The organism is Paenarthrobacter sp. NPDC092416 (assembly GCF_044755025.1).
GTDB lineage: Bacteria > Actinomycetota > Actinomycetes > Actinomycetales > Micrococcaceae > Arthrobacter.
In genome coordinates, this window is the sequence record NZ_JBIVQG010000001.1 from 861677 (window position 1) to 884112 (window position 22436).

Sequence of the window (22436 nt, forward strand, 5' to 3'; positions counted from 1 at the left end):
GCTGATGATAGGTGTTCCTGTGCGTTTGAAGACTGCAGCCTTGCTGGTGCTGCTGGGCCTGCTGACGATGCTGGCCGGTATTGGCCAGCTGACTTTCTGGGCTCCCGCCGAGACTGTGACAGCCTCGGCTCCCGGCGACACAAAAGCTGCCCCGCTGACGGTGATCGACCAGAAGTTGATTGCCCTCCATGACGGGCCCGTAAAGATCAAGATCCAGGGCGAAGGCAACTTCATGGTTGCCACCGGCCGCCCGGACGACGTCGAGGCCTGGGTAGGCAAGACGGCCCACAATACGCTCACCGGCGTTTCCGCGGACCAGAAGTCCTTGGAAGTCACCTCGGCCGACGGCGAAGCCACAGCACCGTCGCCCGCCGGCTCGGATCTCTGGGTTAACACCGAGAATGCCAGCGGCGAACTGGACTACACCTGGAACCCGCCCGCTGGCGGCGAGTGGTCACTGCTGGTGGCCAGCGACGGCACCCAGCCGGCGCCGTCGTCGATTTCCATGACGTTCCCCAACAACGCCACCACTCCCTGGGCTGTCCCGCTGATCGTCCTGGGCATCATCATCATCCTCGCTGGCGCAGCCCTTCCTTTCGTTGCGAAGGCGCTCAGCAACCGCGGCAAGGACGGCTCGGGTAACGGACCACTTGGCGGTCAGGAAACCACCACGCTCCCTGTGCAGCCGACGGACAGCGACGCCGCTCGCCGACGTGCCGGCACGGAAGGCCCGGCCCTCCGCGTCTCGGCAGTAGCTGCGACGCTTGCTGCCGTCCTGGTGGGTGGAACTGCAATTGCTGCCAACGCCTCGACGCCGGAACCGACGTCGAACCCTGCAGGCTCAGCTGCTGCTGAAGCCGATGCCGGCGTTCCGGTGTTGCTTGAATCCCAGCTTCAGCGGATCCTTGAGCAGACTGCAAGCACCGTAGATGCGGCCGATGCCGCCAAGGACGCTGCGAAGCTGGAACCGCGTGTGGACAAGATGGAACTCCAGGTTCGGACCCAGAACTACAAGATCCGCTCTACGGTCTCGGCCTACGAGGCCCGTATGCCGGTCCGCGCCACCAAGCTTCAGAGCAGTGTCATCAGCACCAAGCGTGAATGGCCCCGCACGGTCATGGCCTTGACGCAGGGCGATGGAAACGTGGTGCCCCAGATTCTGACGCTGGTGCAGCTCTCACCCCGCGAGAACTACAAGCTCTGGGGCAGTGCGCCGCTCCAGCCGGGCACGAACTTCCCGTCGTTCCCTGTTCCGCGTGACGGAACCGGTGCCCAAGCGGCCGGTGATAAGACCGGGCTGGCATTCAGTGGCAACGAAGCTTTGGACGTTTTGGGCAGCCTGCTGACCAGCGCCGACTCGCCCGAGCGCAGCAAACTGGCGGACGGCCAATCCTCGCCCTACATCGCCGGAGCATTGTCGTACCAGGCGGACACGGTAAAGAACGGCACCAGTGCCAACTTCAAGTTCACCCACACTCCCGTGCCGACCCAGACTGTGGTGCTTCGCACCGCTGACGGCGGTGCGTTGGTGGTCGGACGCCTGGACTTCGCTTTCGAAGGAACCCCCAAGGCCGCAGGCGACAAGCTCATCCTCGAAGACGATTCCGCAGTCTTTGCCGGTGGCAAGGAGACCACAACGGGAATGGTGTTGAACTTCGCGGAATCCGTGGCGATCTACATTCCGCCAGCAGGATCGTCGGACCCGATGAAGCTCGTAGCTGCAACGCGTGGACTGGTTGGTGCCAGCTTCAAGTAGGCGTTTCGCCCGCAAGGCAGCGGCTAGAGTGGACGGTATGAGTTCGCCCGGACACCGACCCACTCCAGCCGCTGCCAACCAGCTCAACCTCCGCGGCGCCGTCGACCTCTCGTCGCTGCGCCGCCCCGCACCACCCCAAGCGCCGCCGCCGGGGACCGCTGCCAGCGACCCGGCCGCAGAAGGCGAAGCAGGGCGCGCACACCTTCGCGTCGATGCGACGGAAGCCAACTTCCAGGACCTGGTTCAACTCTCATCGCAGATTCCGGTCCTGTTCCTCCTGTGGTCACGCTACGCCGCCGAGTCCCCAGGAGTTCTTGACGGGGTGCAGCGCGTCGTCGAAAGCTATGACGGCCGGTTGGTACTTGCCGCCGCCGATATCGACGCTTTCCCGCAACTTGCACAAGCGTTCCAAGTGCAGGCCGTTCCCACGGCGATCGCCGTGATCAAGGGCCAGCCGGTTCCGCTCTTCCAGGGTCCTGCAGATGACGACCAGATCCGTGCCCTGGTGGATGAGCTTCTCAAAGTGGCTGCGGCCAACGGCGTCACCGGCAGCATCGGTGGCGAAAACGGCCAGGAGACGGAAACTGAAGCACCTCCGCTGCCACCGCTCCACCAAGCGGCATTCGACGCCATCGAAGCCGGAGACTATGCCGGAGCAGCGGCAGCCTACAAACAAGCCCTCCTCGAAATGCCGGCCGACGCTGAGGCGAAGGCAGGCCTGGCCCAGGTTGAACTGATGGCCCGCGTGGAGAAGGTGACGGCGCCCGAGGCGGAGAACCTCCGCCACTTGGCCGCCCAGGAATTGGACAACGTTCAAGCCCAGCTGGATGTCGCCGACCTTGATCTCTCAGGCGGCCACATTGAGGACGCGTTCAACCGCATCATTACTTTCATCGGCCGGAACTTCGGTCCCGAGCGTGAAACGGCACGCGTCCGGTTGCTGGAACTCTTCGACGTCGTCGGGACGTCGGACGAGAGGGTTGCCAAGGCGCGTCAGGGGCTCGCGAGGGTCCTGTTCTAGTGACGTCGGCGCTTTTCTCTCCCCTTAGGCTCCGCTCTCTCACCATCCCGCATCGCGGCTGGGTTTCACCCATGTGCCAGTACAGCTGCCTTCCGGAGACTGGCGAAGGGGTTCCCAACGATTGGCACCTCATGCACCTGGGGTCGTTCGCGACCGGCGGTGCTGCGCTGATCATGAGCGAGGCGGCCGCGGTTAACCCTGCCGGCAGGATCAGTCCTTTGGACGCGGGAATGTATTCCGACGAACAGGCTGCAGCCTGGGAGCGGATGGTGGATTTCGTTCACCGCCACAGCGCGGTGGGTGGAAAGATCGGCGCGCAGCTTGCCCACGCGGGGCGGAAAGCTTCAACGTATTGGCCCTTTTCGGGCCGGTCCGGTTCAGTTCCAGCGTCCGACGGCGGCTGGGTTACCACGGCCCCTACCACCGACGCGTTTGATGGCTACGCCGCACCGGAAGCCATGACTGAAGACGACATCCACAGCGTGGTGGCCGACTTCGCAGCTGCCGCACAACGGGCAGTGGACGCAGGCTTCGATACCGTTGAGATCCATGGCGCCCACGGCTACTTGCTCCACCAGTTCCAGAGCCCCCTCATCAATACCCGGACCGATGCGTGGGGTGGCAGCGAGGACGGGCGGAACCGGCTCATGCTGACTGTGGTGGACGCCGTCCGCAACGTTATCCCCGATTCGATGCCACTTCTGCTGCGGATCTCCGCATCGGATTGGGCTGAGGGCGGCGTTGAGGTGGAAGCCTCCGTTCGGCTGGCCCGGACTGCTGCCGACCGCGGCGTCGACTTGGTGGATGTTTCCAGCGGCGGGGCGGTAGCGCATCAGCAGATCCAGCCAAAACCTGGCTACCAGGCGGGTTTCGCGGAACGGGTGAAGCGTGACGCCGGTGTTCCCACAGGCGCCGTAGGGCTTCTGACCAGCCCAACGCAAGCCGAGGACATCGTCGCCAACGGGCGGGCGGATGCCGTATTCATGGCGCGGGCCGCCCTGCGGGATCCACATTGGTGGCTCCGGGCAGCTTACGAGTTAGGGCACGATCTTGCCTGGGTTCCACAGTACGAACGGGCAATTCCCCGCCACGGGTTCTAGGACCTCACGCCTGCCCCGGCAGCGCGGTTAGGCTGGGCTCATGACGGAACCACGCCATGAGCCCATGTCCATGCCATCCACAGATCCGGAGCCGGCTCAGCTCGGACAGCAGCGGCCGGCAGCGCTCTCGATTCGTGGCCTGGCCAAACGCTTCGGCGGGAAGATCGCCGTCGACGGCATTAGCCTTGACGTGCCGGCCGGTTCCTTTTACGGCATGGTGGGCCCCAACGGCGCCGGTAAAACCACCACACTGTCCATGGCGACGGGACTCCTGCGCCCGGACTTTGGCACGGCGTTGGTTCATGGCGTCGATGTGTGGGCCCGCCCTTTGGAAGCCAAGAAACTCATGGGAGTGCTGCCGGACGGCGTGCGCCTGTTCGACAGGCTGACCGGCGAGCAACTTGTCACGTACGCCGGATTGCTGCGCGGCATGGATCGCGATGTTGTACGTTCGCGCGTCGGGGAGCTGTTGTCCGCCCTTGACCTTGATGCCGACGCGGGCTCGCTGGTTGTGGACTACTCGGCCGGTATGACCAAGAAGATCGCTTTGGCCTCCGCACTGATCCATGCCCCCAGGCTCCTTGTCCTGGATGAGCCGTTTGAATCAGTGGACCCGGTTTCGGCCGCGAACATCCGCGGCATTCTGGAAAGCTATGTTTCCTCCGGCGGCACGGTGATCGTTTCCAGCCACGTTATGGATCTGGTGCAACGCATGTGCAGCCATGTGGCAGTCGTGGCCGCGGGTCGCCTTCTGGCGGCAGGGTCCGTGGACGAAGTACGTAACGGGTCCACCCTTGAAGAACGCTTCGTCCAGCTTGTGGGCGGCGGGCACCGAACGGAAGGGCTGGAATGGTTGCGCACCTTCTAAGCCTGAAATGGCGGCTGCTCCTCAACGGCTTCAAGCGCAGTCCGGCGCAGCTCATCGGCATGGCAATCGGCATCCTGTACGCGTTGGGCATCGTGGTCTTGTTCGCTGGCTCCTTGGTTGCACTGCGATGGGCAGATGCCGGGATCGCCCACACGGTTGTAGTGTTGGGCGGCGCTGCAACGGTACTCGGGTGGGCGGTGGTGCCGCTGTTGGCTTCCGCTGCTGACATGACCCTGGACCCCGCGCGCTTTACCACCTCGGCCATTCCAGCCAAGCAGTTGTTGACCGGATTGGCCCTGGCGGGTTTCATCGGAATTCCGGGCCTGGCCACGGCGTTGGCTGCACTGGCCACCGTGGGAACCTGGTGGCGCAGTATTCCAGCCGTAGCGGGGGCCCTTGTGGGGGCCGTTCTTGGGTCTCTCACGTGTGTGGTGTTGTCCAAGGTTGTGACTACCGCCACAGCCGGTCTGGCCGCGTCGCGCCGATTCAAGGACGTCAGCAGCATCATCTTCTTCATTCCGCTCATGCTGATCGGTCCGATCGTCGTGGGCGTGACCGAGGGTTTGCGGGGAACCGCTGACTATCTTCCCCAGCTTGCCCGCACCGTGTCATGGACGCCGCTTGGGGCGGCCTGGTCCTTGGGTGGTGACCTCGAAGCCGGCAATGTTGGTGCCGCTGCCCTGAAGTTCCTGATTGCAGCGGCAACTGTGGTGGCTTTGCTCCTTTGCTGGCATGTGCTGTTGCAGCGCGCTTTGATCACCCCTCCCTACGCGGGCGGGGCAGCCAAGAAGGGCGGCAAGCTCGGGCTCCTGGGGGTCCTTCCCGGGACACCTGCCGGCGCTGTCACCGCTCGGGCGCTGATCTATTGGCTGAAGGATCCGCGCTATTCCGCGTCATTGGTGGTGGTTCCCTTGCTGCCTGTTATTTTCTTCTTCGGCGGTGCGCAGAGTGGCAGCCTCGGACTGCTCACAATCCTGGGACCCTTGACGGCGTTCGTCCTGGCGTGGTCGATCTCGGCAGACATTTCCTATGACAACACGGCTTTTGCCCTGCATTTAGCGGCAGGCGTCCGTGGCGTCGATGACCGGCTCGGGAGGGCGTTGGCGTGTTTGGCCATATCGCTTCCCGTGGTGCTCCTTTTCGCCATCGGCCCGTTCTTCTTTACGGGCGACTGGCTCTGGCTCCCGAACATCCTGGGGCTGTCCCTCGGAACCCTGTTCACAGGCTTGGGTCTTTCGTCCGTGATTTCGGCCCGCTACAACATTGCCGTTCCGTTGCCAGGTGACAGTCCGTTCAAGAAACCGCCGGGAAATGTGGCCCAGACACTTGCCGTGCAGATGGTGGGAATGGGCGTTTTGGCGCTCCTGCTCGTCCCGGAGTTGGCGTTCGTTGCAGTCCAGGCATTCGGGGGTGGGCCGGAGGCGGGCTGGATCAATCTTGTGGTTGGCCCCGTACTTGGCGTAATCCTTCTTGTGATCGGAGTGCGTTTGGGGGGAAAGTGGCTGGATGCAAGGGGGCCCGAGATGTTCGCCCAGCTCACCGTCAACAAGTAGAAGCGACGACGACGGCGGTAGTCCCGTACCGCCGTCGGGCGCTGTATGTCCTGTCCCCGTCATCGAACGATGGTGAAGTTATGGGACATGGGATAACCTCATCTCAGAAACGTCCGTTGATTCCTTACCGAGAAAGGCCGTGACGATGGAAGTTGTCATTCTCCCCGGCACCAAGCAGATCGGCGCTCTCGCTGCCGACGCCATCGAAGCCCTGGTGCGCCGCAAGCCGAACGCGGTCCTGGGACTGGCAACGGGCTCATCGCCTCTGCCGATCTACGACGAGTTGGCACGCCGCTACGAGTCGGGCGGGCTGGACTTCAGCCAGGCGCACGGCTTCGCCCTGGACGAGTACGTCGGGCTGGAACCCGGGCACCCCGAGTCCTACCGCGAAGTCATCCGGCGCGAATTTACCAACCGGGTCAACATCCAGCCCGAGAACGTCCACGGCCCGGATGGCGCTGCGAAGGACCTCGAAGCAGCCTGCCAAGCCTATGAAGACGCCATCAAGGCAGTGGGCGGCGTGGACCTGCAAATCCTGGGCGTTGGCACCGACGGTCACATCGGCTTCAACGAGCCAGGTTCGTCGTTGGCCTCGCGTACACGGATCAAGACGCTGATCGAGCAGACGCGCAAGGACAACGCCCGCTTCTTCGACAGCATCGACGACGTCCCGCACCATGTGGTCACGCAGGGACTGGGAACCATCATGGATGCCCGTCATGTGGTGTTGGTCGCAACCGGTGCGCAAAAGGCGCAAGCGGTCCGCGACTTTGTTGAAGGTCCGGTTGCCGCAATCTGCGCCGCATCCATCCTCCAAATGCACCCCCACGCGACCATCCTGATTGACGAAGCCGCCGCATCGTCCCTGAAACTGGCCGATTACTACCGGCACACGTACGACAACAAGCCGGAGTGGCAGGGTCTGTAGACGCTAAGATGGATGGCATGACTACGCTTCCTCCGGATCCATTCGAAAACGACCCCATGCGCGAGCTTTCCGGAGCCGGAACGTCCACTGCCACCATTGAGCGCGAGGAAACGCGCCAGGAAGTGGAGCCCGGCGACCGCGAGCGGTTCGCCCACTACGTCCGCAAGGAAAAGATCATGGAGTCGGCCATGACCGGCGAGCCCGTGATTGCCCTGTGCGGCAAAGTGTGGACGCCGGGGCGTGACCCCCAGAAGTTTCCGGTCTGCCCGGAGTGCAAGGAAATCTATGAAGGCCTCCGTCCTGGCAAAGACGGTGGAGACAGCGGCTCGGGCAACTCCAAGTAGTGGGTGGGGAATACACACAGGTCCCTGCCCATCTTGACCGCAACGCGGTCCCTTGCCACACACCCGGTGGAACCGGGATAGCTTTGCCTGCCATCAGACTGGGGGAGTCCGCATGACCGAGACACTTTTTGGTGGGCCATCCCTGCCTCCTGCGTATCCCGAACGGGCTGCGTGGGGTACTGCGCCCAAGCTGCGTGCATGGCAGCAGGAGGCGTTGGACCTCTACCTCACGCGCAATCCCAAAGACTTCCTGGCCGTGGCTACCCCGGGCGCCGGTAAGACCACTTTCGCGCTGCGTATTGCCACCACCTTGCTGGACAACGGAGTGGTCAACCGCATCACGATCGTGGCCCCCACCGATCACTTGAAACGCCAGTGGGCCGATGCCGCGGCCCGTGTGGGCATTGCGATCGACCCCAACTTCAAGAATTCGGACGGCCAGCATGGCCGTGGCTTCGTGGGTGTTGCGGTGACCTACGCCCAGGTGGCGAGCAAGCCCATGCTGCACAGGGCCAAGACCGAAGCTGCGCGCACGCTGGTGATCCTGGACGAGATCCACCACGGCGGCGAGGCTTTGTCCTGGGGCGACGGGCTTCGCGAGGCCTTCGATCCCGCGGCGCGTCGTTTGTCCCTGACGGGTACCCCGTTCCGCTCGGACACTTCGCCGATCCCGTTCGTCGAATACGCCGAGGACCGCGACGGCATCCGCCGTTCGAAGGCCGACTACACCTACGGCTACGGCAATGCCTTGCGTGACCACGTGGTGCGCCCGGTACTCTTCATGGCCTACTCGGGGCAGATGCGCTGGCGCACCAGCGCCGGTGATGAGATGGCGGCTTCGCTGGGCGAGGCCGCGGTGACCAAGGACATCACATCGCAGGCATGGCGTACGGCACTGAACCCAACGGGTGAATGGATCCCTGCCGTTCTGGCCGCCGCGGACAAGCGCCTCAGTGAAGTTCGACGCACGGTTCCCGACGCCGGTGGACTGGTGATCGCGACCGATCACGACGACGCTCGTGCCTATGCCGGGCAGTTGAAGAAGATCACGGGGCAATCACCCACGGTGATCCTCTCCGATGACTCCAAGGCCTCCAACAAGATCGAGGAATTCTCCGCTGGGGACAAGCGGTGGATGGTCGCCGTCCGCATGGTGTCCGAAGGCGTGGACGTTCCGCGACTTTCGGTTGGTGTCTATGCGACGTCCACCTCCACGCCCTTGTTCTTTGCCCAGGCTGTGGGCCGTTTTGTGCGTGCCCGCAAGCGGGGCGAGACTGCCTCAGTGTTCCTGCCGTCCGTACCTCCGCTCATGATCCTGGCGAACACGATGGAAGCCGAACGCGACCACGCGCTGGACCGTCCGGAAAAAGACGAGGACGGCCTGTTCAGCCCGGAAGAGAACCTCATGGCGGAGGCCAACCGTGAGGACAAGGCCTCCGATGAGCTCACCAAGGGCAAGTTCGAAGCCTTGGACTCACAGGCTTCCTTCGACCGTGTCCTGTTCGACGGCGGCGAGTTCGGCACCGGAGCGGACATCGGCTCGGACGAGGAACTGGACTTCCTCGGCATTCCCGGACTGCTCGACGCCGAGCAAGTAGGCACGCTCCTACGCCAGCGCCAGCACGAGCAACAGTCCCGCAAGAAGCGCCAGTCGCCTCTGGCTGCTGCTGCGTCTCCAGCCATTCCGGACCACCGGATGCTCATGGACCTGCGCAACGAACTGGCCAAGAATGTGGCCGCCTGGTCAGCCCGGACAGGCATTCCGCACGGAGTGGTGCACACGAAGCTGCGCGAGGTCTGCGGCGGCCCAGCCGTTGCCCAGGCCAATGAGGAGCAGCTGCAGGCCCGGCTCCGGAAACTTCAGGACTGGTTCATCGGGCGTAAATAGGCTCACGCTTCGCAGCCCATCAATATTCGCGGGCACAAATAAAGGGGCGGCACATTCGCGCCGCCCCTTTATTTGTGCCTGTTATCTGAGCCTGCGTCCGCGTCAGTCGCTTTCGACGTCGACTCCGGCTTCTTCCAATTCGTCCAGCGTGTCGCTGAGGTCCTCCGCAATACCAGCGGTGAGATTCGCGATGACTGTAGTGTTGTAGCCCGCCTGGACAGCATCCAGGGCGGTTGCCTTGACGCAGTAGTCCGTGGCGATGCCTACGACGACGACATCCTCAACGTCGTGGCTTTGAAGCCAGTCATCGAGGCCGATCGCGTCGTCGTCGAGGACTTCTGCCACTGCTGCGCCGGCCTTGAGGTCACCGGAGGGAACGTCGTCCTCGGGGGCCAGGACGCCTTCAAATCCGGAGTATGCCGCCGTGTATTGGCCTTTGCGGAAGTACGCCTGGATGTATTCGGGGTCCAGATCGGGATGGAGCTCCGCACCTTTTGTCCGGGCGCGGCAATGCGGTGGCCAGGAGTCCACCATGTCAGGAGTCTCCGAAAAATGGCTTCCCGGTTCGATGTGCCAGTCCTGGGTGGCCACGATGTGGTCGAAGTGCTGCTGGTTGGCATCGACATACTCCGTGATGGCGCCGGCTACAGCGGCTCCGCCCTCCACGGCCAGTGCGCCGCCTTCACAGAAATCGTTTTGGACGTCGACGATGATCAGGGCGCGGGACATCAGTTCTCCTCGTAGACGGTGGGGATGGCGGCCTCGCCGCGCTGCAGGCGATTGACCACTGCGGGCATTTCGGCCATGGTTGCTGCGTGTCGCTCCTGGGCTCGGACAACCCCTTCGGGGCCGGTCCAACCCGGGAGCAATTCACCGTTCTTGATGAATTGCTGCAGCAGGGAGCGATCGTTTCCGTCGTCCTCGGGCCGGTGGCCGATTCCGACGATTTCCTGTGTGGCGATTCCGTGGTCGTTGAGCCTGCGGAGGGCGTACTTGCGCCCTCCCACGCTGGCCTTGTTTTTGGCAGCCTTGGCAACGGAGACGAATTCACCGGCGTCGTTGGTGCGGCTGACCAATTTGTAGACCATGCTGGCCGTGGGAGCACCGGATCCCGTGACGAGCGAGGTCCCTACCCCATACGAGTCCACCGGAGCGGCTTGCAGGGCAGCGATGGCGAATTCGTCCAAATCCGACGTCACCACGATCCGGGTGTTGACGTTTCCGAGGTCGTCCAGGAGTTGCCTGACCCACTGGGCTTGGGCGATCAGGTCGCCGGAATCCAGCCGGACTGCGCCCAACTTGTCACCGGCGAGTTCGACGGCGGTACGCACCGCGGTCTCGACGTCGTAGGTGTCAACCAGCAACGATGTGCCAGGGCCGAAGGCGGCGATTTGTGCCTCGAAGGCTTCGCGTTCCGTGTCGTGCAGCAGCGTGAAGGAGTGGGCAGCAGTGCCGACGGTTTTGATGCCGTACCGGCGGCCGGCCTCAAGGTTGGACGTGCTGGCAAAGCCGGCGATCACAGCGGCGCGGGCTGCCGCCGTCGCCGATTCTTCCTGAGTGCGGCGCGAACCCATCTCGATGCACGGCCGGTTCCCGGCCGCCGTCGTCATCCTTGACGCCGCGGACGCGATGGCGCTGTCGTGATTTAGCACGGACAGGATGTATGTCTCGAGGATGCAGGCCTCGGCGAACGTCGATTCGACAATGAGGATGGGGGAGTTGGGGAAGTAGGCGTCGCCTTCGGCGTAGCCCCAGATGTCGCCGCTGAATTTGTAGTTGGCGAGGTAGTCCAGGGTCTCCTGGTTGACTACCTGCTTGTGCTCCAGGAACTCAAGTTCGGCGTCGCCGAACCGGAAGTCCGCAATGCCTTCGAGCAGGCGTCCCGTTCCTCCCACCACGCCGTAGCGGCGACCGTCGGGGAGCCTGCGGGCGAAGGCTTCAAACACCGAACGGCGGTGTGCTGCCCCCGAATGCAGGGCGGCCTGAAGCATCGTCAGCTCGTAGTGGTCGGTGTACAAGGAAGTTGCGGGGTGATCCCAAGAGGTGGCTCTACTCACGAATTCACTCTAGTGCGAGCGGCCATAGAATGGACAGATGACCCCAAGCGTTGCGTTCGGCACGGACATCGATGAGCGGACAGAAGCTGCGGAGCAGTCGTCCACCGATGTCCTGACAGCACCGGACATCCCCTGGAACCTGGTGATCTGGAACGATCCCGTCAACCTGATGAGCTATGTGAGCTATGTGTTCCAGAGTTACTTCGGCTACTCCGAGTCAAAGGCCAACAAGCTGATGCTCGAGGTCCACCGCAAGGGACGTTCGATTGTTGCCTATGGCAGCAAGGAGCAAGTGGAACGGCACGCCGTAGCCATGCACGGCTTTGGGCTGTGGGCCACTGTGGAGAAGGCAGCAAGCGGCAACGAGACTCCCGGGAAGGGTGGCCGCGAGCGTGGCTAAGGCATTCAAATACGGCCTTAAGGGCATTACCGGTTTTCTTGAACCCGCCGAGCGGGACCTCCTGCGTGGACTGCTTGAAGACGTCATCTCCATGCTCGACTCGGAATCCAAGGAGAACGAGGATCCGCTGGCAGCGCTGATCGGCCTGGACCTGGACGTGAAGCAACCAAGCGACCGCGCCCTCCTGCGGTTGTTGCCGAACGTCATGAAAGACGACGACGCCGGGTCCTTGGAATTCCGCCAACTCACCGAGCGCTCCGTCCGGGAAGGCAAAATCGGCGCCTTGAAGGCAACCGTCATGGCGTTGGACAAGGACGACCTTTCACTCAGCCTCGAGGACGCCACCAGGTGGTCCACGGCGCTCAACGACGTCCGGCTGGTGCTCGCGGAGCGCTTGGACATCCGCGACGAAGCCGACGCCGAGCACATTCACAGCATGCAGGACTGGTCCCAAGCCGAGGATGTAGAGAGCTACTTGGCCCTTGTCTACAACTTCACCACCTGGCTCCAGGAGTCCCTGGTGCAGTCCATGATGGCGGCCAGGCAGGCAAAATCCTGATCCGGTCGGATGAATGTGGCCCCTGGCGTGTGATAAATCAGACACGAGGCAGGGACCACAAGTGATGGCCGCAACACAGGGGAAGCCTTATTCTCGAATAATCATGAGTTCAGCAGAATCCCAGGAAAACGTGGTCATCGACCAACAGGGCACCCGCCCCATCGGAATTTTTGACTCGGGCGTAGGTGGACTCACCGTGGCACGGTCCATCATCGACCAACTGCCCAACGAATCCATCCTGTACGTGGGCGATACCGCGAATGGACCCTACGGGCCCTTGCCCATCGCCGAGGTCCGCGCCAACGCCTTGGGCGTCATGGATGAACTGGTGGACTCGGGCGTCAAGCTGCTGACCATCGCCTGCAACTCGGCCTCGGCTGCCGTACTTCGGGATGCCCGCGAACGCTACACAGCCCGGTATGGCATTCCCGTCATCGAAGTCATTCAACCAGCCGTCCGCCGTGCCGTCTCAGCTACGCGTACGGGCAGGATTGGCGTGATCGGGACGTCGGCGACCGTCGGCTCCCGCGCCTATGAAGACACGTTCGCCGCTGCTCCGGACCTGACCATCACGTCCGTGGCCTGCCCGGCGTTCGTCAATTTTGTGGAGGCCGGGGTGACCACTGGTCCCGAGCTGCTTGCGGCGGCCAACGAATACCTGGAGCCCCTCAAAGCCGCGGGCGTGGACACCGTGGTGCTGGGATGCACGCACTATCCCTTGTTGACCGGCGTTATTTCCTTTGTCATGGGGGAGGACGTCACGCTCGTGTCCAGTGCCGAGGAAACAGCCAAAGACGTGTATCGCGCGCTGGCTACCCACGGGATCCAGCGGACAGCGGCCAGTACCCCCAGCCATGAGTTCATCGCGACCGGCGACGCCGGTCAATTCGAGACACTCGCGCGGCGTTTCCTGGGCCCCGAAGTTCTGTCCGTGAAACACGTGGACCACGTAGCTGCGCAGTACCCCACAGGCAGCCTGGCCCGCATCACCCCCGAGATGCTGGCGGCGGCGCGTTCGGGCGGCGGCATCTCCCGCCGCTCGTATTTTGTGCAACCCGACGGCGGGATCGGCGACGCCACGGGACGTGGCCAGTGAAACTCACCATTGTTGGCTGCACGGGTTCGTTCCCCGGTCCCGGCTCCCCGGCGTCGTGCTACTTGGTCACCGCACACGATGGCGAGCGGGAATGGAAGATCGTGATGGACCTGGGCAGTGGAGCCCTGGGCGCCATCCAGCGCTACACCGATCTCGAAGATATCGATGCGATCTTCCTCACGCATCTGCACCCGGACCACTGCATGGATCTGTGCGGCCTGCACGTCGCCGTGCGCTGGAAGCCGGGTGGCTGGGGACGGGACCGGATTCCCGTATGGGGGCCCGCCGCCACGGCAGACAGGATGGCCACTGCGTACGGCCTGGACCTTGACCCGGGCATGCATGAGGAATTCGACTTCACCAATTGGACAGAGCTCAAGCCCGTCACGGTTGGTCCGTTCAGGGTGACACCCTACGCCGTTAACCACCCCGTCGAAGAGGCCTACGCGCTCCGCGTCGAAGCAACCGAAACGGGCAAGGACGGCGTTGTGTCCACCCGCGTCCTGACGTACTCGGGCGACACCGATTCGTGCCAGGGCCTGGAGGACGCTGCCAAGGACGCGGACCTGTTCTTGTGCGAGGCTGCCTTCGAAGAGGGGCGTGACGACGCCATCAAGGACGTGCACCTCACCGGCAAACGTGCCGGCGAAGCAGCAAGCAACTCCGGCGCCAAACGATTGCTTTTGACCCACATCCCGGTATGGACATCGCAGACCAAGGTTATGTCCGAGGCCAAGCCCGTGTTTGGCGGAGACGTCGCCGTAGCCGTAGCGGGCGTTCACTACACGGTCTAGGCCTGAGCCGTTGAGGACCGTTTTGCGGGCTCACAACGGGCGGTGCTGCGACTTACTTGGGTGGGTCGGCGTGCCGCGACCGCTTAAGGCGGGTACCGGCGTCGGGCGGTCCCGTCAGCTTGGCTAAGCTTGAACCATGACTTCTGAAGCTACTGCCACCCCCGTCATCCGCGCCGATGGCCGGACTCCTGACCAACTGCGACCCATCAGCATCACCCGAGGCTGGTCAAAGCAGGCCGAAGGTTCGGCGCTCATCGAGTTCGGCAACACCAGGGTACTGTGCACGGCTTCATTGACCGAGGGCGTTCCGCGCTGGCTGAAGGGCGAAGGCCGCGGTTGGGTCACGGCCGAATACGCCATGCTGCCGCGCGCCACGAACACCCGCTCGGACCGCGAGTCCGTGAAGGGCAAGATCGGCGGCCGCACGCATGAGATCTCCCGGCTGATCGGCCGTTCGCTGCGCTCCATCATCGATACCAAAGCACTCGGTGAGAACACGATCGTCCTGGACTGCGACGTTCTGCAAGCCGACGGCGGTACGCGCACCGCAGCCATCACCGGCGCCTACGTGGCGCTCGCCGAGGCGATCCGTTTCGCGCGAGAGAACAAGCTGATCGCCCGAAACGCCGAACCCCTGGTGGACACCATTGCCGCCGTCTCGGTGGGCATCATCGACGGCGTGCCGATGCTGGACCTGCCGTACGTGGAGGACGTCCGCGCCGAGACGGACATGAACGTCGTTGTCACGGGCTCGGGCAAGTTCGTCGAGGTCCAGGGAACCGCCGAGGGTGCGCCGTTCGACCGCGACGAGCTCAACGCCCTGCTGGATCTGGCCCTGCTCGGCACCACGCAGCTCGCTGCCATCCAGCGCGAGACGCTGGCGGAAGCCCCGTGAGCCCCGCACCGCGCCTGGTCCTCGCCACGCACAACCAAGGCAAGCTGAAGGAGCTGCGCGAACTGTTGCGCGGTCAGGTTTCAGGGCTCGACGTCGATACCCAGGTGGTGGACGCAGCTGCGGTTGGCGCTCCGGACGTTGCTGAAACCGGAGTCACCTTTGCTGAGAACTCGCTATTGAAGGCGCGCGCCGTTGCTGAGGCCACTGGCCTGGTGGCGATCGCTGATGACTCGGGACTCGCCGTGGACGTCCTGGGCGGAGCTCCGGGCATTTTCTCGGCACGCTGGTCCGGCAAGCACGGGGACGACGCCGCAAACCTGCAATTGCTGCTTGCGCAACTCTCCGACGTTCCGGATTCCTTCCGCGGCGCAGCGTTCGTATGCGCCGCCGCGCTTGCCGTGCCCGGAGCAGATGGAATCGCGCACGAAACCGTTGAATACGGTCAGCTCGAAGGAACTTTGCTCCGCGAACCCCGCGGTGAAGGTGGCTTCGGCTACGACCCCGTGCTGCAGCCGGCCGGCATGGACCGCAGCTGTGCCGAGCTGACGTCCGAGGAAAAGAATGCCATCAGCCATCGTGGCCAGGCCTTCCGGGCTTTGCTCCCGGCGATTGTGGCTGCGCTCTCCGGTGCGGCGTCCAACTAAGGTTCGCCTCTAAACTCCATGTGTGGCCACAAAGAAATGGCACCCCGCGCTGCGGGGTGCCATTCGCTTTTAATACGAAGCTGCATGTTCAGCGCTCGCCGTGCTTGCCGCCCTCGTGTTCCTCGATGAATTCCTCCACGGGGTCCGTGCCCTGGGCAGCAGCCTTGCGCTTGGCGATGATGCCGCGGGCTACCTCGATGATGACGGGGATGACCGAGATCAGCACGATGACGATGAAGATGATGTCCAGGTTGTTGCTCACCCACGGCACGCGGTCACCCAGGACGTAGCCCAGGAGCGTGACGCCCCCGCCCCAAAGGACAGCGCCGATGACGTTGAAGAGGAAGAACTTCCGCTTGTCCATCTGGGCCACGCCGACGATCACGGGAACGAAGGTGCGGATGATGGGGACGAACCTGGCGAGGATCAAGGCCTTGCCGCCGTGCTTTTCGAAGAAGGCATGGGCGCTTTCAACGTTCTCTTTTTTGAAGAGTCTTGAATCGGGCCGGTTGAAGATGGCGGGGCCGGCCTTTGACCCAATGAGGTAGCCGGTCTGGTTGCCAATGATGGCAGAAACGATGATGAGGCCGGCAAGGGCCCAAATGTTGAACTTGATGGTGTCAGTGGCTACCAGGAGTCCAGCGGTAAACAGCATGGAATCGCCCGGCAGGAAGAAACCCACCAGCAGGCCCGTTTCGGCAAAGACGATGCCACAGACCAGCAGGACAACCCAGGGAGCCAAGGCGGGATCGGCCAGGAAGATCTGGGGGTTGAGCCAGTCAGGCAGGAACGAGGCCATGGGCGGCCGCACCGGTCCCGCGCCCCCGAAAGTGGATACGGCAAGGTCGCTCATCGCAGAAAAGATCACCCATCAAGCCTACTTGACTGCCGCCGTCGGGATTTCTTGCAAATCTCTTGACTCGAGCTTCACTGGTTGTATGGTTAGTTACATGAGTAATGAACCAGTGAGGCGGTGGTGCTCATGATCGATGACAGCAAGCCGATCTTCATGCAGATCGCCGAACTCATCGAGAACGGGATTGTGGACGGCACCATGGCCGAAGAGTCACAGGTACCCTCCACCAATGAGTTCGCAGCTTTCCATCGCATCAACCCGGCAACTGCTGCCAAGGGCGTCAATGTGCTGGTGGATTCAGGAATTCTCTACAAACGCAGGGGGATAGGGATGTTCGTTGCTACAGGGGCCCGCGCCCAACTGGTGGCGCGTCGCACCGAGGAGTTTTTCGAACAGTACGTCAGGCCGCTGACTGTCGAGGCCCGCAAACTGGGAATCTCGGCGCAGCAGCTGAACAGCATGATTGAACGCGGCTCCGGGCTGGTCCCGGAACCCGGGACAGACAAAGAAAGGAGCGCGGCCCTGTGAACGAGACCATCGTCGAGGCCCGTAACCTGAGCAAACGCTACAAAGAGGTCAACGCACTGGATAACGTCAATCTGAGCCTCACAGCAAACCGTATCTACGGTCTGCTGGGACGCAATGGCGCCGGCAAGACTACGCTGATGTCGGTCCTGACGGCCCAGGCCTTCGCGTCCTCCGGCGACGCGCTCGTCTTCGGAGCCAGTGCCTACGAGAACGAGGCGATGCTTTCCCGGATCTGCTTCATCCGTGAATCCCAGAAGTACCCGGATGACTTCCAGCCACAGCACGCCTTCCGTTCTGCGGCGCTGTTCTACAAGAACTGGGACCAGAACTTCGCCGACCGCCTGGCCAAAGACTTCCAACTCCCCGTCAAGCGGCGGATCAAGAAACTTTCCCGAGGACAGCTGTCCGCCGTTGGCGTCATCATTGGCCTCGCGTCGCGTGCAGAACTGACGTTCTTCGACGAGCCGTATTTGGGGCTCGACGCCGTAGCCCGGCAATTGTTCTACGACCGCCTTGTGGAGGACTATGCAGAACACCCGCGGACGATCATTCTGTCCTCGCACCTGATCGATGAGGTTGCCAACCTTCTTGAGCACGTGGTGGTCATCGACCGCGGCCGGATCATCATGGATGCGGAAGCAGAGGCCATCCGCGGTTCTGCCGTCACGGTATCCGGCTCCGCGGAGAAAGTTGACGCGTTCCTGGCTGGTCGGAAGATCCTGCACCGGGAGACCTTGGGTTCGTTGGCGTCGGTCACTGTCGATGAAGCTCTCGATGGCCGCGAACGGGCTGAAGCAAACGAACTTGGCCTGGAACTGTCGCCGGTCTCACTGCAGCAATTGGTGGTCCGCAAGACCATGGCCGGAGCGGGAACGGACGCACAACGTTCAGCTTCCACCGATTTCGCCGATGACACGATGGAGGCAAAGCGATGAGCAGGACGCTGGCTGTCGCACGAATGCAACTGATCAACAAATGGACGTACATCGGATGGCCGTTGACCATCCTGGCGGCTTCGTTCCTGATGTCACTCGCCATCTTCGCCCTGATCCCCGTCCAGGACGCCAAATACGGCGGAGGCAGCCAAGCGCCCCTGTGGTACTTCATGGTTCTCGGGATCCAAAGCATGACCCTGGTGTTCCCGTTCTCCCAAGGCCTGAGTATCAGCCGTAAGGCGTTCTACCTCGGCACCTTGGGACTCTTCTCCCTGATCGCCCTCGGAATGACGGGACTCTACTTGCTGGGCGGAACCATCGAGGGGGCCACCAACGGCTGGGGCGTCCAAGGGTACTTCTTCCAGATTCCCTGGGTTACAGGCGGGCCTTGGTACGCCACGGCGGCGTTCTTCTTCGTGGTGATGATGTTCATGTTCATCATCGGATTCTGGTTCGCCACCATCTTCAAACGCTGGGGAACAACCGGAGTCCTCATCTCGACAGTGGGAACGGGCGTCGTCCTGATCGGAGTCGGCGCTTTGTCCACCATGTTCGAGTGGTGGGGCTCCATCGGCAACTGGTTCACCCTTCAGACGCCGATGAGCATCAGCGGATGGGCAGCGCTGCTGTGCGTGGCGTTGGCGGCAGGCTCCTACCTCACCCTGCGGCGCGCAACACCGTGATGTAGCGTTCGCCACAAACACGTCACAAGGGGCCGCCCCGCCGTGCAATACGGCAAGGGCGGCCCTTTCCACCTGTAACCTTGTCCAGTGGCATTGGACTTTACGGCGATCGACTTCGAAACAGCCAACGGCTTCAGGGGGTCTCCGTGCTCCGTCGGCCTGAGCAAGGTCCGCGGCGGAGTCGTGGTGGAAGAAGCGTCCTGGCTGATGCGTCCACCCGAGAACCACGATCACTTCGAGTACCACAACACCCGGATCCACGGCATCCGCGCGGAAGACGTTGTGGGCTTGCCACGCTTCGGCGAACTCTTCCCGGAGATCGGGGCCTTCATTGGCGACGACGTTCTGGCAGCACACAACGCAGCGTTCGACCTCGGAGTGATCCGCTCCGGCCTGGAAGTGTCCGGACTCGCCGGCCCGGCCTATGAATACGTCTGCACCGTGATGCTCTCGCGGCGATGCTACTCCTTGGTCTCCAACTCCCTTCCGTATGCCGCCGAAGAGGCCGGTGTGCCCCTCGTCAACCATCACGACGCTGCAGAAGATGCCCGTGCCTGCGCGGGCATTCTCGTTGACATTGCCCGCCGTAACGATGCCAACAGCATCGCGGAGCTCTATTTGTCGCTGGGTCTGTCGTTGCCGAAGCAGCCAGCGTTTGATCCCACCCGGGGCTTGTCCAAGGCCACGATTGCGGCGCTCGCCGCCAAAGCATCCGCGAGTCCGGCCGAACGGACGCTCGAACGTACCCTCGACGGTTCCGGCAGGACCTTCTCTGCTTGGCCCGAGGAAGGGCCCAACCCGCTGCCGAACCCGGCGGCGGAGCCCGGGCACCCGCTCTTTGGCCAGACCGTGGTCTTCACTGGCGATCTTGCGATGACGCGTCCGGAAGCCAAATCCCGAGCTGCTGACATGGGTGCGCGCCCGGAAAGCCGTGTAACTGCGCGCACGACCGTTTTGGTGGTGGGCGACGGCTTCGTTGCAGGAGACCTCCGTGCCGGGCGGCTCACCGGCAAAGCCAAACGCGTCCTGGAGCTCCATGCCAAGGGCCAGCAAATCGAGGTAGTCTCCGAGGGCGAATTCCTTCAAATGGTCGGCGGCAATTAGCCCACGTCCCGTCGGTTCCTCTCTCACATCCCTACCGCCTTCCCCGGATCCTCTCCCACGTCCCGCGGGTTTTTCCTGATCGCACTCTCACGTCCCGTCGGTTTTGGTGGGACGCACTTTCACGTCCCGTCGGTTTTGGTGGGACGCACTCTCACGTCCCGTCGGTTTTGGTGGGACCTGGGCGCCCGACGTCGGCAGTCCGGTTGAGTGCCGACGTCGTTCGCTCGCCCTGGGATGTGGGAGGGTGGCCCGGAAGGGCGGGGGATGCGGGAAGCGTCCCGGTCATACTGCGCAACAATGCTTCCGGCCTGGTGGAACCGGCTCCTAGCCTTGGTCCATGAAGAAGGCCAAGCTTCCGCAGGGGCCGGTGGGTGAGCCCGTTGCTGCTGCGTCCAGCGCGGGCGTGGACTGGCGGGCCGTCTTTGCCTTTCCCAACCCCGTCAACGAATACGCTGCCCGCATCACCGCGGGGCTTGTAGTGGTGGTTGCGGTTGGAACGTTGCTGACTGGTTTTGGCTGGGGGCTGGTGGCCCTCGCTGTCGGCTTCTGGCTTCGCGTGCTTTTTGGGCCGAGGATTTCCCCGATCGCGCTGCTCTCCGTCAAGGTTCTCGCCCCGCGAATCGGCCACGCCAAGCTGGTGCCGGGTCCGCCCAAGCGATTCGCCCAAGGGATCGGCGCCGCGCTGACGAGCGCCGCCGTCGTTCTCTTCTTCGTTGGCTTGGAACCGGGCGCCTGGGTCCTGCTGGCACTTCTCATCGTGGCGGCGTCATTGGAAGCGTTCGTGGGCTTCTGCCTGGGCTGCGCGATCTTCGGTCTCCTGCAGCGCTGCGGACTGATTCCGGCTGAGATCTGCGAAGCGTGCAATAACATTTCGCTGCGCCGACTGTAGGCCGTCCCGAACTGAAGATCGCCGGAGTTAGCCCGTGGTCACGGCCAGGAGCCGATCAGCCATGCCACGGATCACCTCTGGTGCTTCAAGCACACTGAGCCATTCAGCGGGAAGGCATTGCTCACCGTAGAAAGCGCCCAGGATATTTCCGGCTATCGAACCAGTGGAGTCGCTGTCGCCGCTGTGGTTGATGGCCACCGCGATGGCGTTCCGGAAATGTTCTGCAGGGTCGTTTCCCTGCGTGGCCAACACCGAATAGAGTCCGACGGCGAGTGCTTCCTCAGCCACCCAGCCTTCACCGAGCGTCGCAGTCAGTTCCTCCGGGCTGAGGACGGCCTGGTCGGCAGACAAGCGCAAAGCAGTTTCCAATCGCTCGGCGAGCTCAGGTGCCTTGGTAGGAACGTTGTTGATGTGGGTCAAAGCTGCCGTTGCGGCGCGGCGGATGTCCTGATCGGCCACGATGTTGTGGATCAGCAGGCTGAAGGCAGCTGCACTCAACCGGGCCGAGGGGTGCCCATGGGTCAGCGAAGCTGCGTCGGAGCTCAACTTGTACACGGCTTCGCGGGAGATGTGCGGAACAAGCCCGAACGGGGCGGAGCGCATCACCGTGCCGCAGCCCTTTGACTCGGGATTCACGGGCCGGCCGACGGTACCCATCTCGCCCGTCGCCAGCCCGCTGAGGCAGGCGTTTCCGGGAGCGCGGCGATGCCGGAGGACCTCTTGGGCATCGATCCAGCGTGGCTGCGGAACCGGGGCAGACGCTGGAACGGGGACGTCCTGGGTGGCCAGCCAGCGCAGATATGCCAGCCACAGGCACGCGATTTCATCGGCGGCAACGCCGTCATTGGCCCATTCAAGTGCATCGACCAAGCCGTCAACCGTGTAGAGAGTCATTTGAGTGTCGTCTGAAAAGTGGCTACCGCCGTCGATCTCTCCGAAGGACGTGAGTCCCGCCGATCCATACCGTCCGCGAATGGCTTCGATGGGCTCGAACTCCACGGCGTATCCGAGCGAATCACCCAAAGCTCCGCCCAGAAGGCACCCGTGGACGCGGGATTCGAACGATGGCACAGCGGCGGGGGAAGCTTGAACACTCATGCCAGTAACTTACCGTGCCAAAGCACCCCCGCTGATATGGTGAGGAAGCTGCCCAGCACTAGGAAACTTGGAGAGACAACGTGCGTGAACCGGCTTGGCGACGGACCGGCAAGACCCCTGACTACAGGTTTTCACTGGCCAACGAGCGCACCTTCCTCGCCTGGATCCGCACTTCCTTGGCTTTGCTGGCGGGAGCGGTCGCCATCGATCAGTTGGCACCTAATATCGCCCCGCAACCGGTGCGGATCATCTTGTGCGTTGTTTTGTCCCTTATTGGGGCAGGCCTCGCTGCCCTGGCTTATCGTCGGTGGGGGCGGATGGAAGCCGCAATGCGCAATGACGAAGCCTTGCCCTTCTCATGGGTCATGCTCTTCATGACCATCGTGGTCGCGCTGGCTGCTTTTGTTTTCGCCGTCCTCATCCTGGTGGCCCGTTGAGCT

24 protein-coding genes are annotated in these 22436 nt (G+C 63.1%); 20 read left to right on the forward strand and 4 right to left on the reverse strand.

From position 1 onward, the window contains the following. Nucleotides 1–4: 4 nt before the first annotated feature. From ACIQC5_RS03855 to ACIQC5_RS03890, 8 genes are all read left to right on the forward strand, one after another. Nucleotides 5–1756 carry a hypothetical protein gene (locus tag ACIQC5_RS03855; protein WP_400278525.1) on the forward strand — a complete coding sequence of 584 codons (1752 nt, stop codon included), beginning with the start codon at nucleotides 5–7 and terminating at the stop codon, nucleotides 1754–1756. A gap of 37 nt (nucleotides 1757–1793) precedes the next feature. Further along, nucleotides 1794–2777, forward strand: a complete 984-nt coding sequence (locus ACIQC5_RS03860) for a co-chaperone YbbN (protein ID WP_400278527.1) — start codon at nucleotides 1794–1796, stop codon at nucleotides 2775–2777. Continuing rightward, nucleotides 2777–3877 carry an NADH:flavin oxidoreductase/NADH oxidase gene (locus ACIQC5_RS03865; RefSeq protein WP_400278529.1) on the forward strand — a complete coding sequence of 367 codons (1101 nt, stop codon included), beginning with the start codon at nucleotides 2777–2779 and terminating at the stop codon, nucleotides 3875–3877. The genes ACIQC5_RS03860 and ACIQC5_RS03865 overlap by 1 nt, the downstream gene beginning before the upstream one ends. Before the next feature lie 70 nt (nucleotides 3878–3947). Next, the gene (locus ACIQC5_RS03870; protein ID WP_400278700.1) at nucleotides 3948–4745 is read left to right on the forward strand and encodes an ABC transporter ATP-binding protein; all 798 of its coding nucleotides are present in this window, start codon (nucleotides 3948–3950) and stop codon (nucleotides 4743–4745) included. Beyond that, nucleotides 4727–6298 (forward strand): transporter, encoded by a 1572-nt coding sequence (locus ACIQC5_RS03875; RefSeq protein WP_400278530.1) that lies wholly within the window; start codon nucleotides 4727–4729, stop codon nucleotides 6296–6298. The genes ACIQC5_RS03870 and ACIQC5_RS03875 overlap by 19 nt, the downstream gene beginning before the upstream one ends. 145 nt (nucleotides 6299–6443) lie before the next feature. Continuing rightward, nucleotides 6444–7226, forward strand: coding sequence for a glucosamine-6-phosphate deaminase (nagB, locus tag ACIQC5_RS03880; RefSeq protein WP_400278532.1), 783 nt, complete (start codon nucleotides 6444–6446; stop codon nucleotides 7224–7226). An 8-nt stretch (nucleotides 7227–7234) separates the two neighbouring features. Further along, complete coding sequence (locus tag ACIQC5_RS03885; protein WP_400278533.1) at nucleotides 7235–7570, forward strand: DUF3039 domain-containing protein; 336 nt, start codon at nucleotides 7235–7237, stop codon at nucleotides 7568–7570. Nucleotides 7571–7682: 112 nt separating this feature from the next. Beyond that, on the forward strand, nucleotides 7683–9458 hold the full coding sequence (locus tag ACIQC5_RS03890) for a DEAD/DEAH box helicase (RefSeq protein WP_400278534.1): 1776 nt from the start codon (nucleotides 7683–7685) through the stop codon (nucleotides 9456–9458). A gap of 102 nt (nucleotides 9459–9560) precedes the next feature. Here ACIQC5_RS03890 and ACIQC5_RS03895 read toward each other — a convergent pair whose 3' ends face one another. Both ACIQC5_RS03895 and ACIQC5_RS03900 read right to left on the reverse strand, forming a co-directional pair. Further along, nucleotides 9561–10187 carry an isochorismatase family protein gene (locus ACIQC5_RS03895; RefSeq protein ID WP_400278535.1) on the reverse strand — a complete coding sequence of 209 codons (627 nt, stop codon included), beginning with the start codon at nucleotides 10185–10187 and terminating at the stop codon, nucleotides 9561–9563. After that, nucleotides 10187–11515, reverse strand: coding sequence for a nicotinate phosphoribosyltransferase (locus ACIQC5_RS03900; protein ID WP_400278537.1), 1329 nt, complete (start codon nucleotides 11513–11515; stop codon nucleotides 10187–10189). Before ACIQC5_RS03900 ends, ACIQC5_RS03895 begins: the two co-directional genes overlap by 1 nt. Nucleotides 11516–11552: 37 nt before the next feature. Between ACIQC5_RS03900 and clpS the strand changes: the two genes are divergently transcribed. The 6 genes from clpS to rdgB all read left to right on the forward strand — a co-directional run bounded on the left by clpS (nucleotide 11553) and on the right by rdgB (nucleotide 15903). Further along, the gene (gene clpS, locus ACIQC5_RS03905; RefSeq protein ID WP_400278539.1) at nucleotides 11553–11915 is read left to right on the forward strand and encodes an ATP-dependent Clp protease adapter ClpS; all 363 of its coding nucleotides are present in this window, start codon (nucleotides 11553–11555) and stop codon (nucleotides 11913–11915) included. Then, a complete protein-coding gene (locus tag ACIQC5_RS03910; protein ID WP_400278540.1) occupies nucleotides 11908–12474 on the forward strand; it encodes a DUF2017 domain-containing protein in 567 nt (188 codons plus the stop codon). Before clpS ends, ACIQC5_RS03910 begins: the two co-directional genes overlap by 8 nt. Before the next feature lie 103 nt (nucleotides 12475–12577). Continuing rightward, on the forward strand, nucleotides 12578–13570 hold the full coding sequence (gene murI, locus ACIQC5_RS03915) for a glutamate racemase (protein WP_400278542.1): 993 nt from the start codon (nucleotides 12578–12580) through the stop codon (nucleotides 13568–13570). Then, a complete protein-coding gene (locus ACIQC5_RS03920) occupies nucleotides 13567–14364 on the forward strand; it encodes an MBL fold metallo-hydrolase (protein WP_400278543.1) in 798 nt (265 codons plus the stop codon). The genes murI and ACIQC5_RS03920 overlap by 4 nt, the downstream gene beginning before the upstream one ends. A gap of 136 nt (nucleotides 14365–14500) precedes the next feature. Beyond that, entirely contained in the window at nucleotides 14501–15259 is a 759-nt protein-coding gene (gene rph, locus ACIQC5_RS03925; protein ID WP_315973348.1) for a ribonuclease PH, read from the forward strand. Further along, nucleotides 15256–15903 (forward strand): RdgB/HAM1 family non-canonical purine NTP pyrophosphatase, encoded by a 648-nt coding sequence (rdgB, locus tag ACIQC5_RS03930; protein WP_400278545.1) that lies wholly within the window; start codon nucleotides 15256–15258, stop codon nucleotides 15901–15903. The genes rph and rdgB overlap by 4 nt, the downstream gene beginning before the upstream one ends. Nucleotides 15904–15991: 88 nt before the next feature. Here the strand turns inward: rdgB and ACIQC5_RS03935 are convergent, their stop codons facing one another. Next, nucleotides 15992–16756: a DedA family protein gene (locus ACIQC5_RS03935; protein ID WP_400278703.1), complete on the reverse strand. Its 765-nt coding sequence runs from the start codon at nucleotides 16754–16756 to the stop codon at nucleotides 15992–15994. A gap of 129 nt (nucleotides 16757–16885) precedes the next feature. On the opposite strand from ACIQC5_RS03935, the gene ACIQC5_RS03940 reads away from it, so the two are divergent. The 5 genes from ACIQC5_RS03940 to ACIQC5_RS03960 all read left to right on the forward strand — a co-directional run bounded on the left by ACIQC5_RS03940 (nucleotide 16886) and on the right by ACIQC5_RS03960 (nucleotide 20898). Then, nucleotides 16886–17287 carry a GntR family transcriptional regulator gene (locus ACIQC5_RS03940; RefSeq protein WP_400278547.1) on the forward strand — a complete coding sequence of 134 codons (402 nt, stop codon included), beginning with the start codon at nucleotides 16886–16888 and terminating at the stop codon, nucleotides 17285–17287. Further along, the gene (locus tag ACIQC5_RS03945) at nucleotides 17284–18222 is read left to right on the forward strand and encodes an ABC transporter ATP-binding protein (protein WP_400278549.1); all 939 of its coding nucleotides are present in this window, start codon (nucleotides 17284–17286) and stop codon (nucleotides 18220–18222) included. Before ACIQC5_RS03940 ends, ACIQC5_RS03945 begins: the two co-directional genes overlap by 4 nt. Beyond that, complete coding sequence (locus ACIQC5_RS03950; RefSeq protein WP_400278551.1) at nucleotides 18219–18905, forward strand: hypothetical protein; 687 nt, start codon at nucleotides 18219–18221, stop codon at nucleotides 18903–18905. Before ACIQC5_RS03945 ends, ACIQC5_RS03950 begins: the two co-directional genes overlap by 4 nt. Before the next feature lie 87 nt (nucleotides 18906–18992). Then, nucleotides 18993–20009 carry an exonuclease domain-containing protein gene (locus ACIQC5_RS03955; protein WP_400278552.1) on the forward strand — a complete coding sequence of 339 codons (1017 nt, stop codon included), beginning with the start codon at nucleotides 18993–18995 and terminating at the stop codon, nucleotides 20007–20009. A gap of 337 nt (nucleotides 20010–20346) precedes the next feature. After that, on the forward strand, nucleotides 20347–20898 hold the full coding sequence (locus ACIQC5_RS03960; RefSeq protein ID WP_400278554.1) for a DUF4395 domain-containing protein: 552 nt from the start codon (nucleotides 20347–20349) through the stop codon (nucleotides 20896–20898). A gap of 27 nt (nucleotides 20899–20925) precedes the next feature. Here the strand turns inward: ACIQC5_RS03960 and ACIQC5_RS03965 are convergent, their stop codons facing one another. Then, the gene (locus ACIQC5_RS03965) at nucleotides 20926–21996 is read right to left on the reverse strand and encodes an ADP-ribosylglycohydrolase family protein (RefSeq protein ID WP_400278556.1); all 1071 of its coding nucleotides are present in this window, start codon (nucleotides 21994–21996) and stop codon (nucleotides 20926–20928) included. Nucleotides 21997–22076: 80 nt separating this feature from the next. On the opposite strand from ACIQC5_RS03965, the gene ACIQC5_RS03970 reads away from it, so the two are divergent. Then, nucleotides 22077–22433 carry a YidH family protein gene (locus tag ACIQC5_RS03970; RefSeq protein ID WP_400278558.1) on the forward strand — a complete coding sequence of 119 codons (357 nt, stop codon included), beginning with the start codon at nucleotides 22077–22079 and terminating at the stop codon, nucleotides 22431–22433. Nucleotides 22434–22436: the final 3 nt, after the last annotated feature.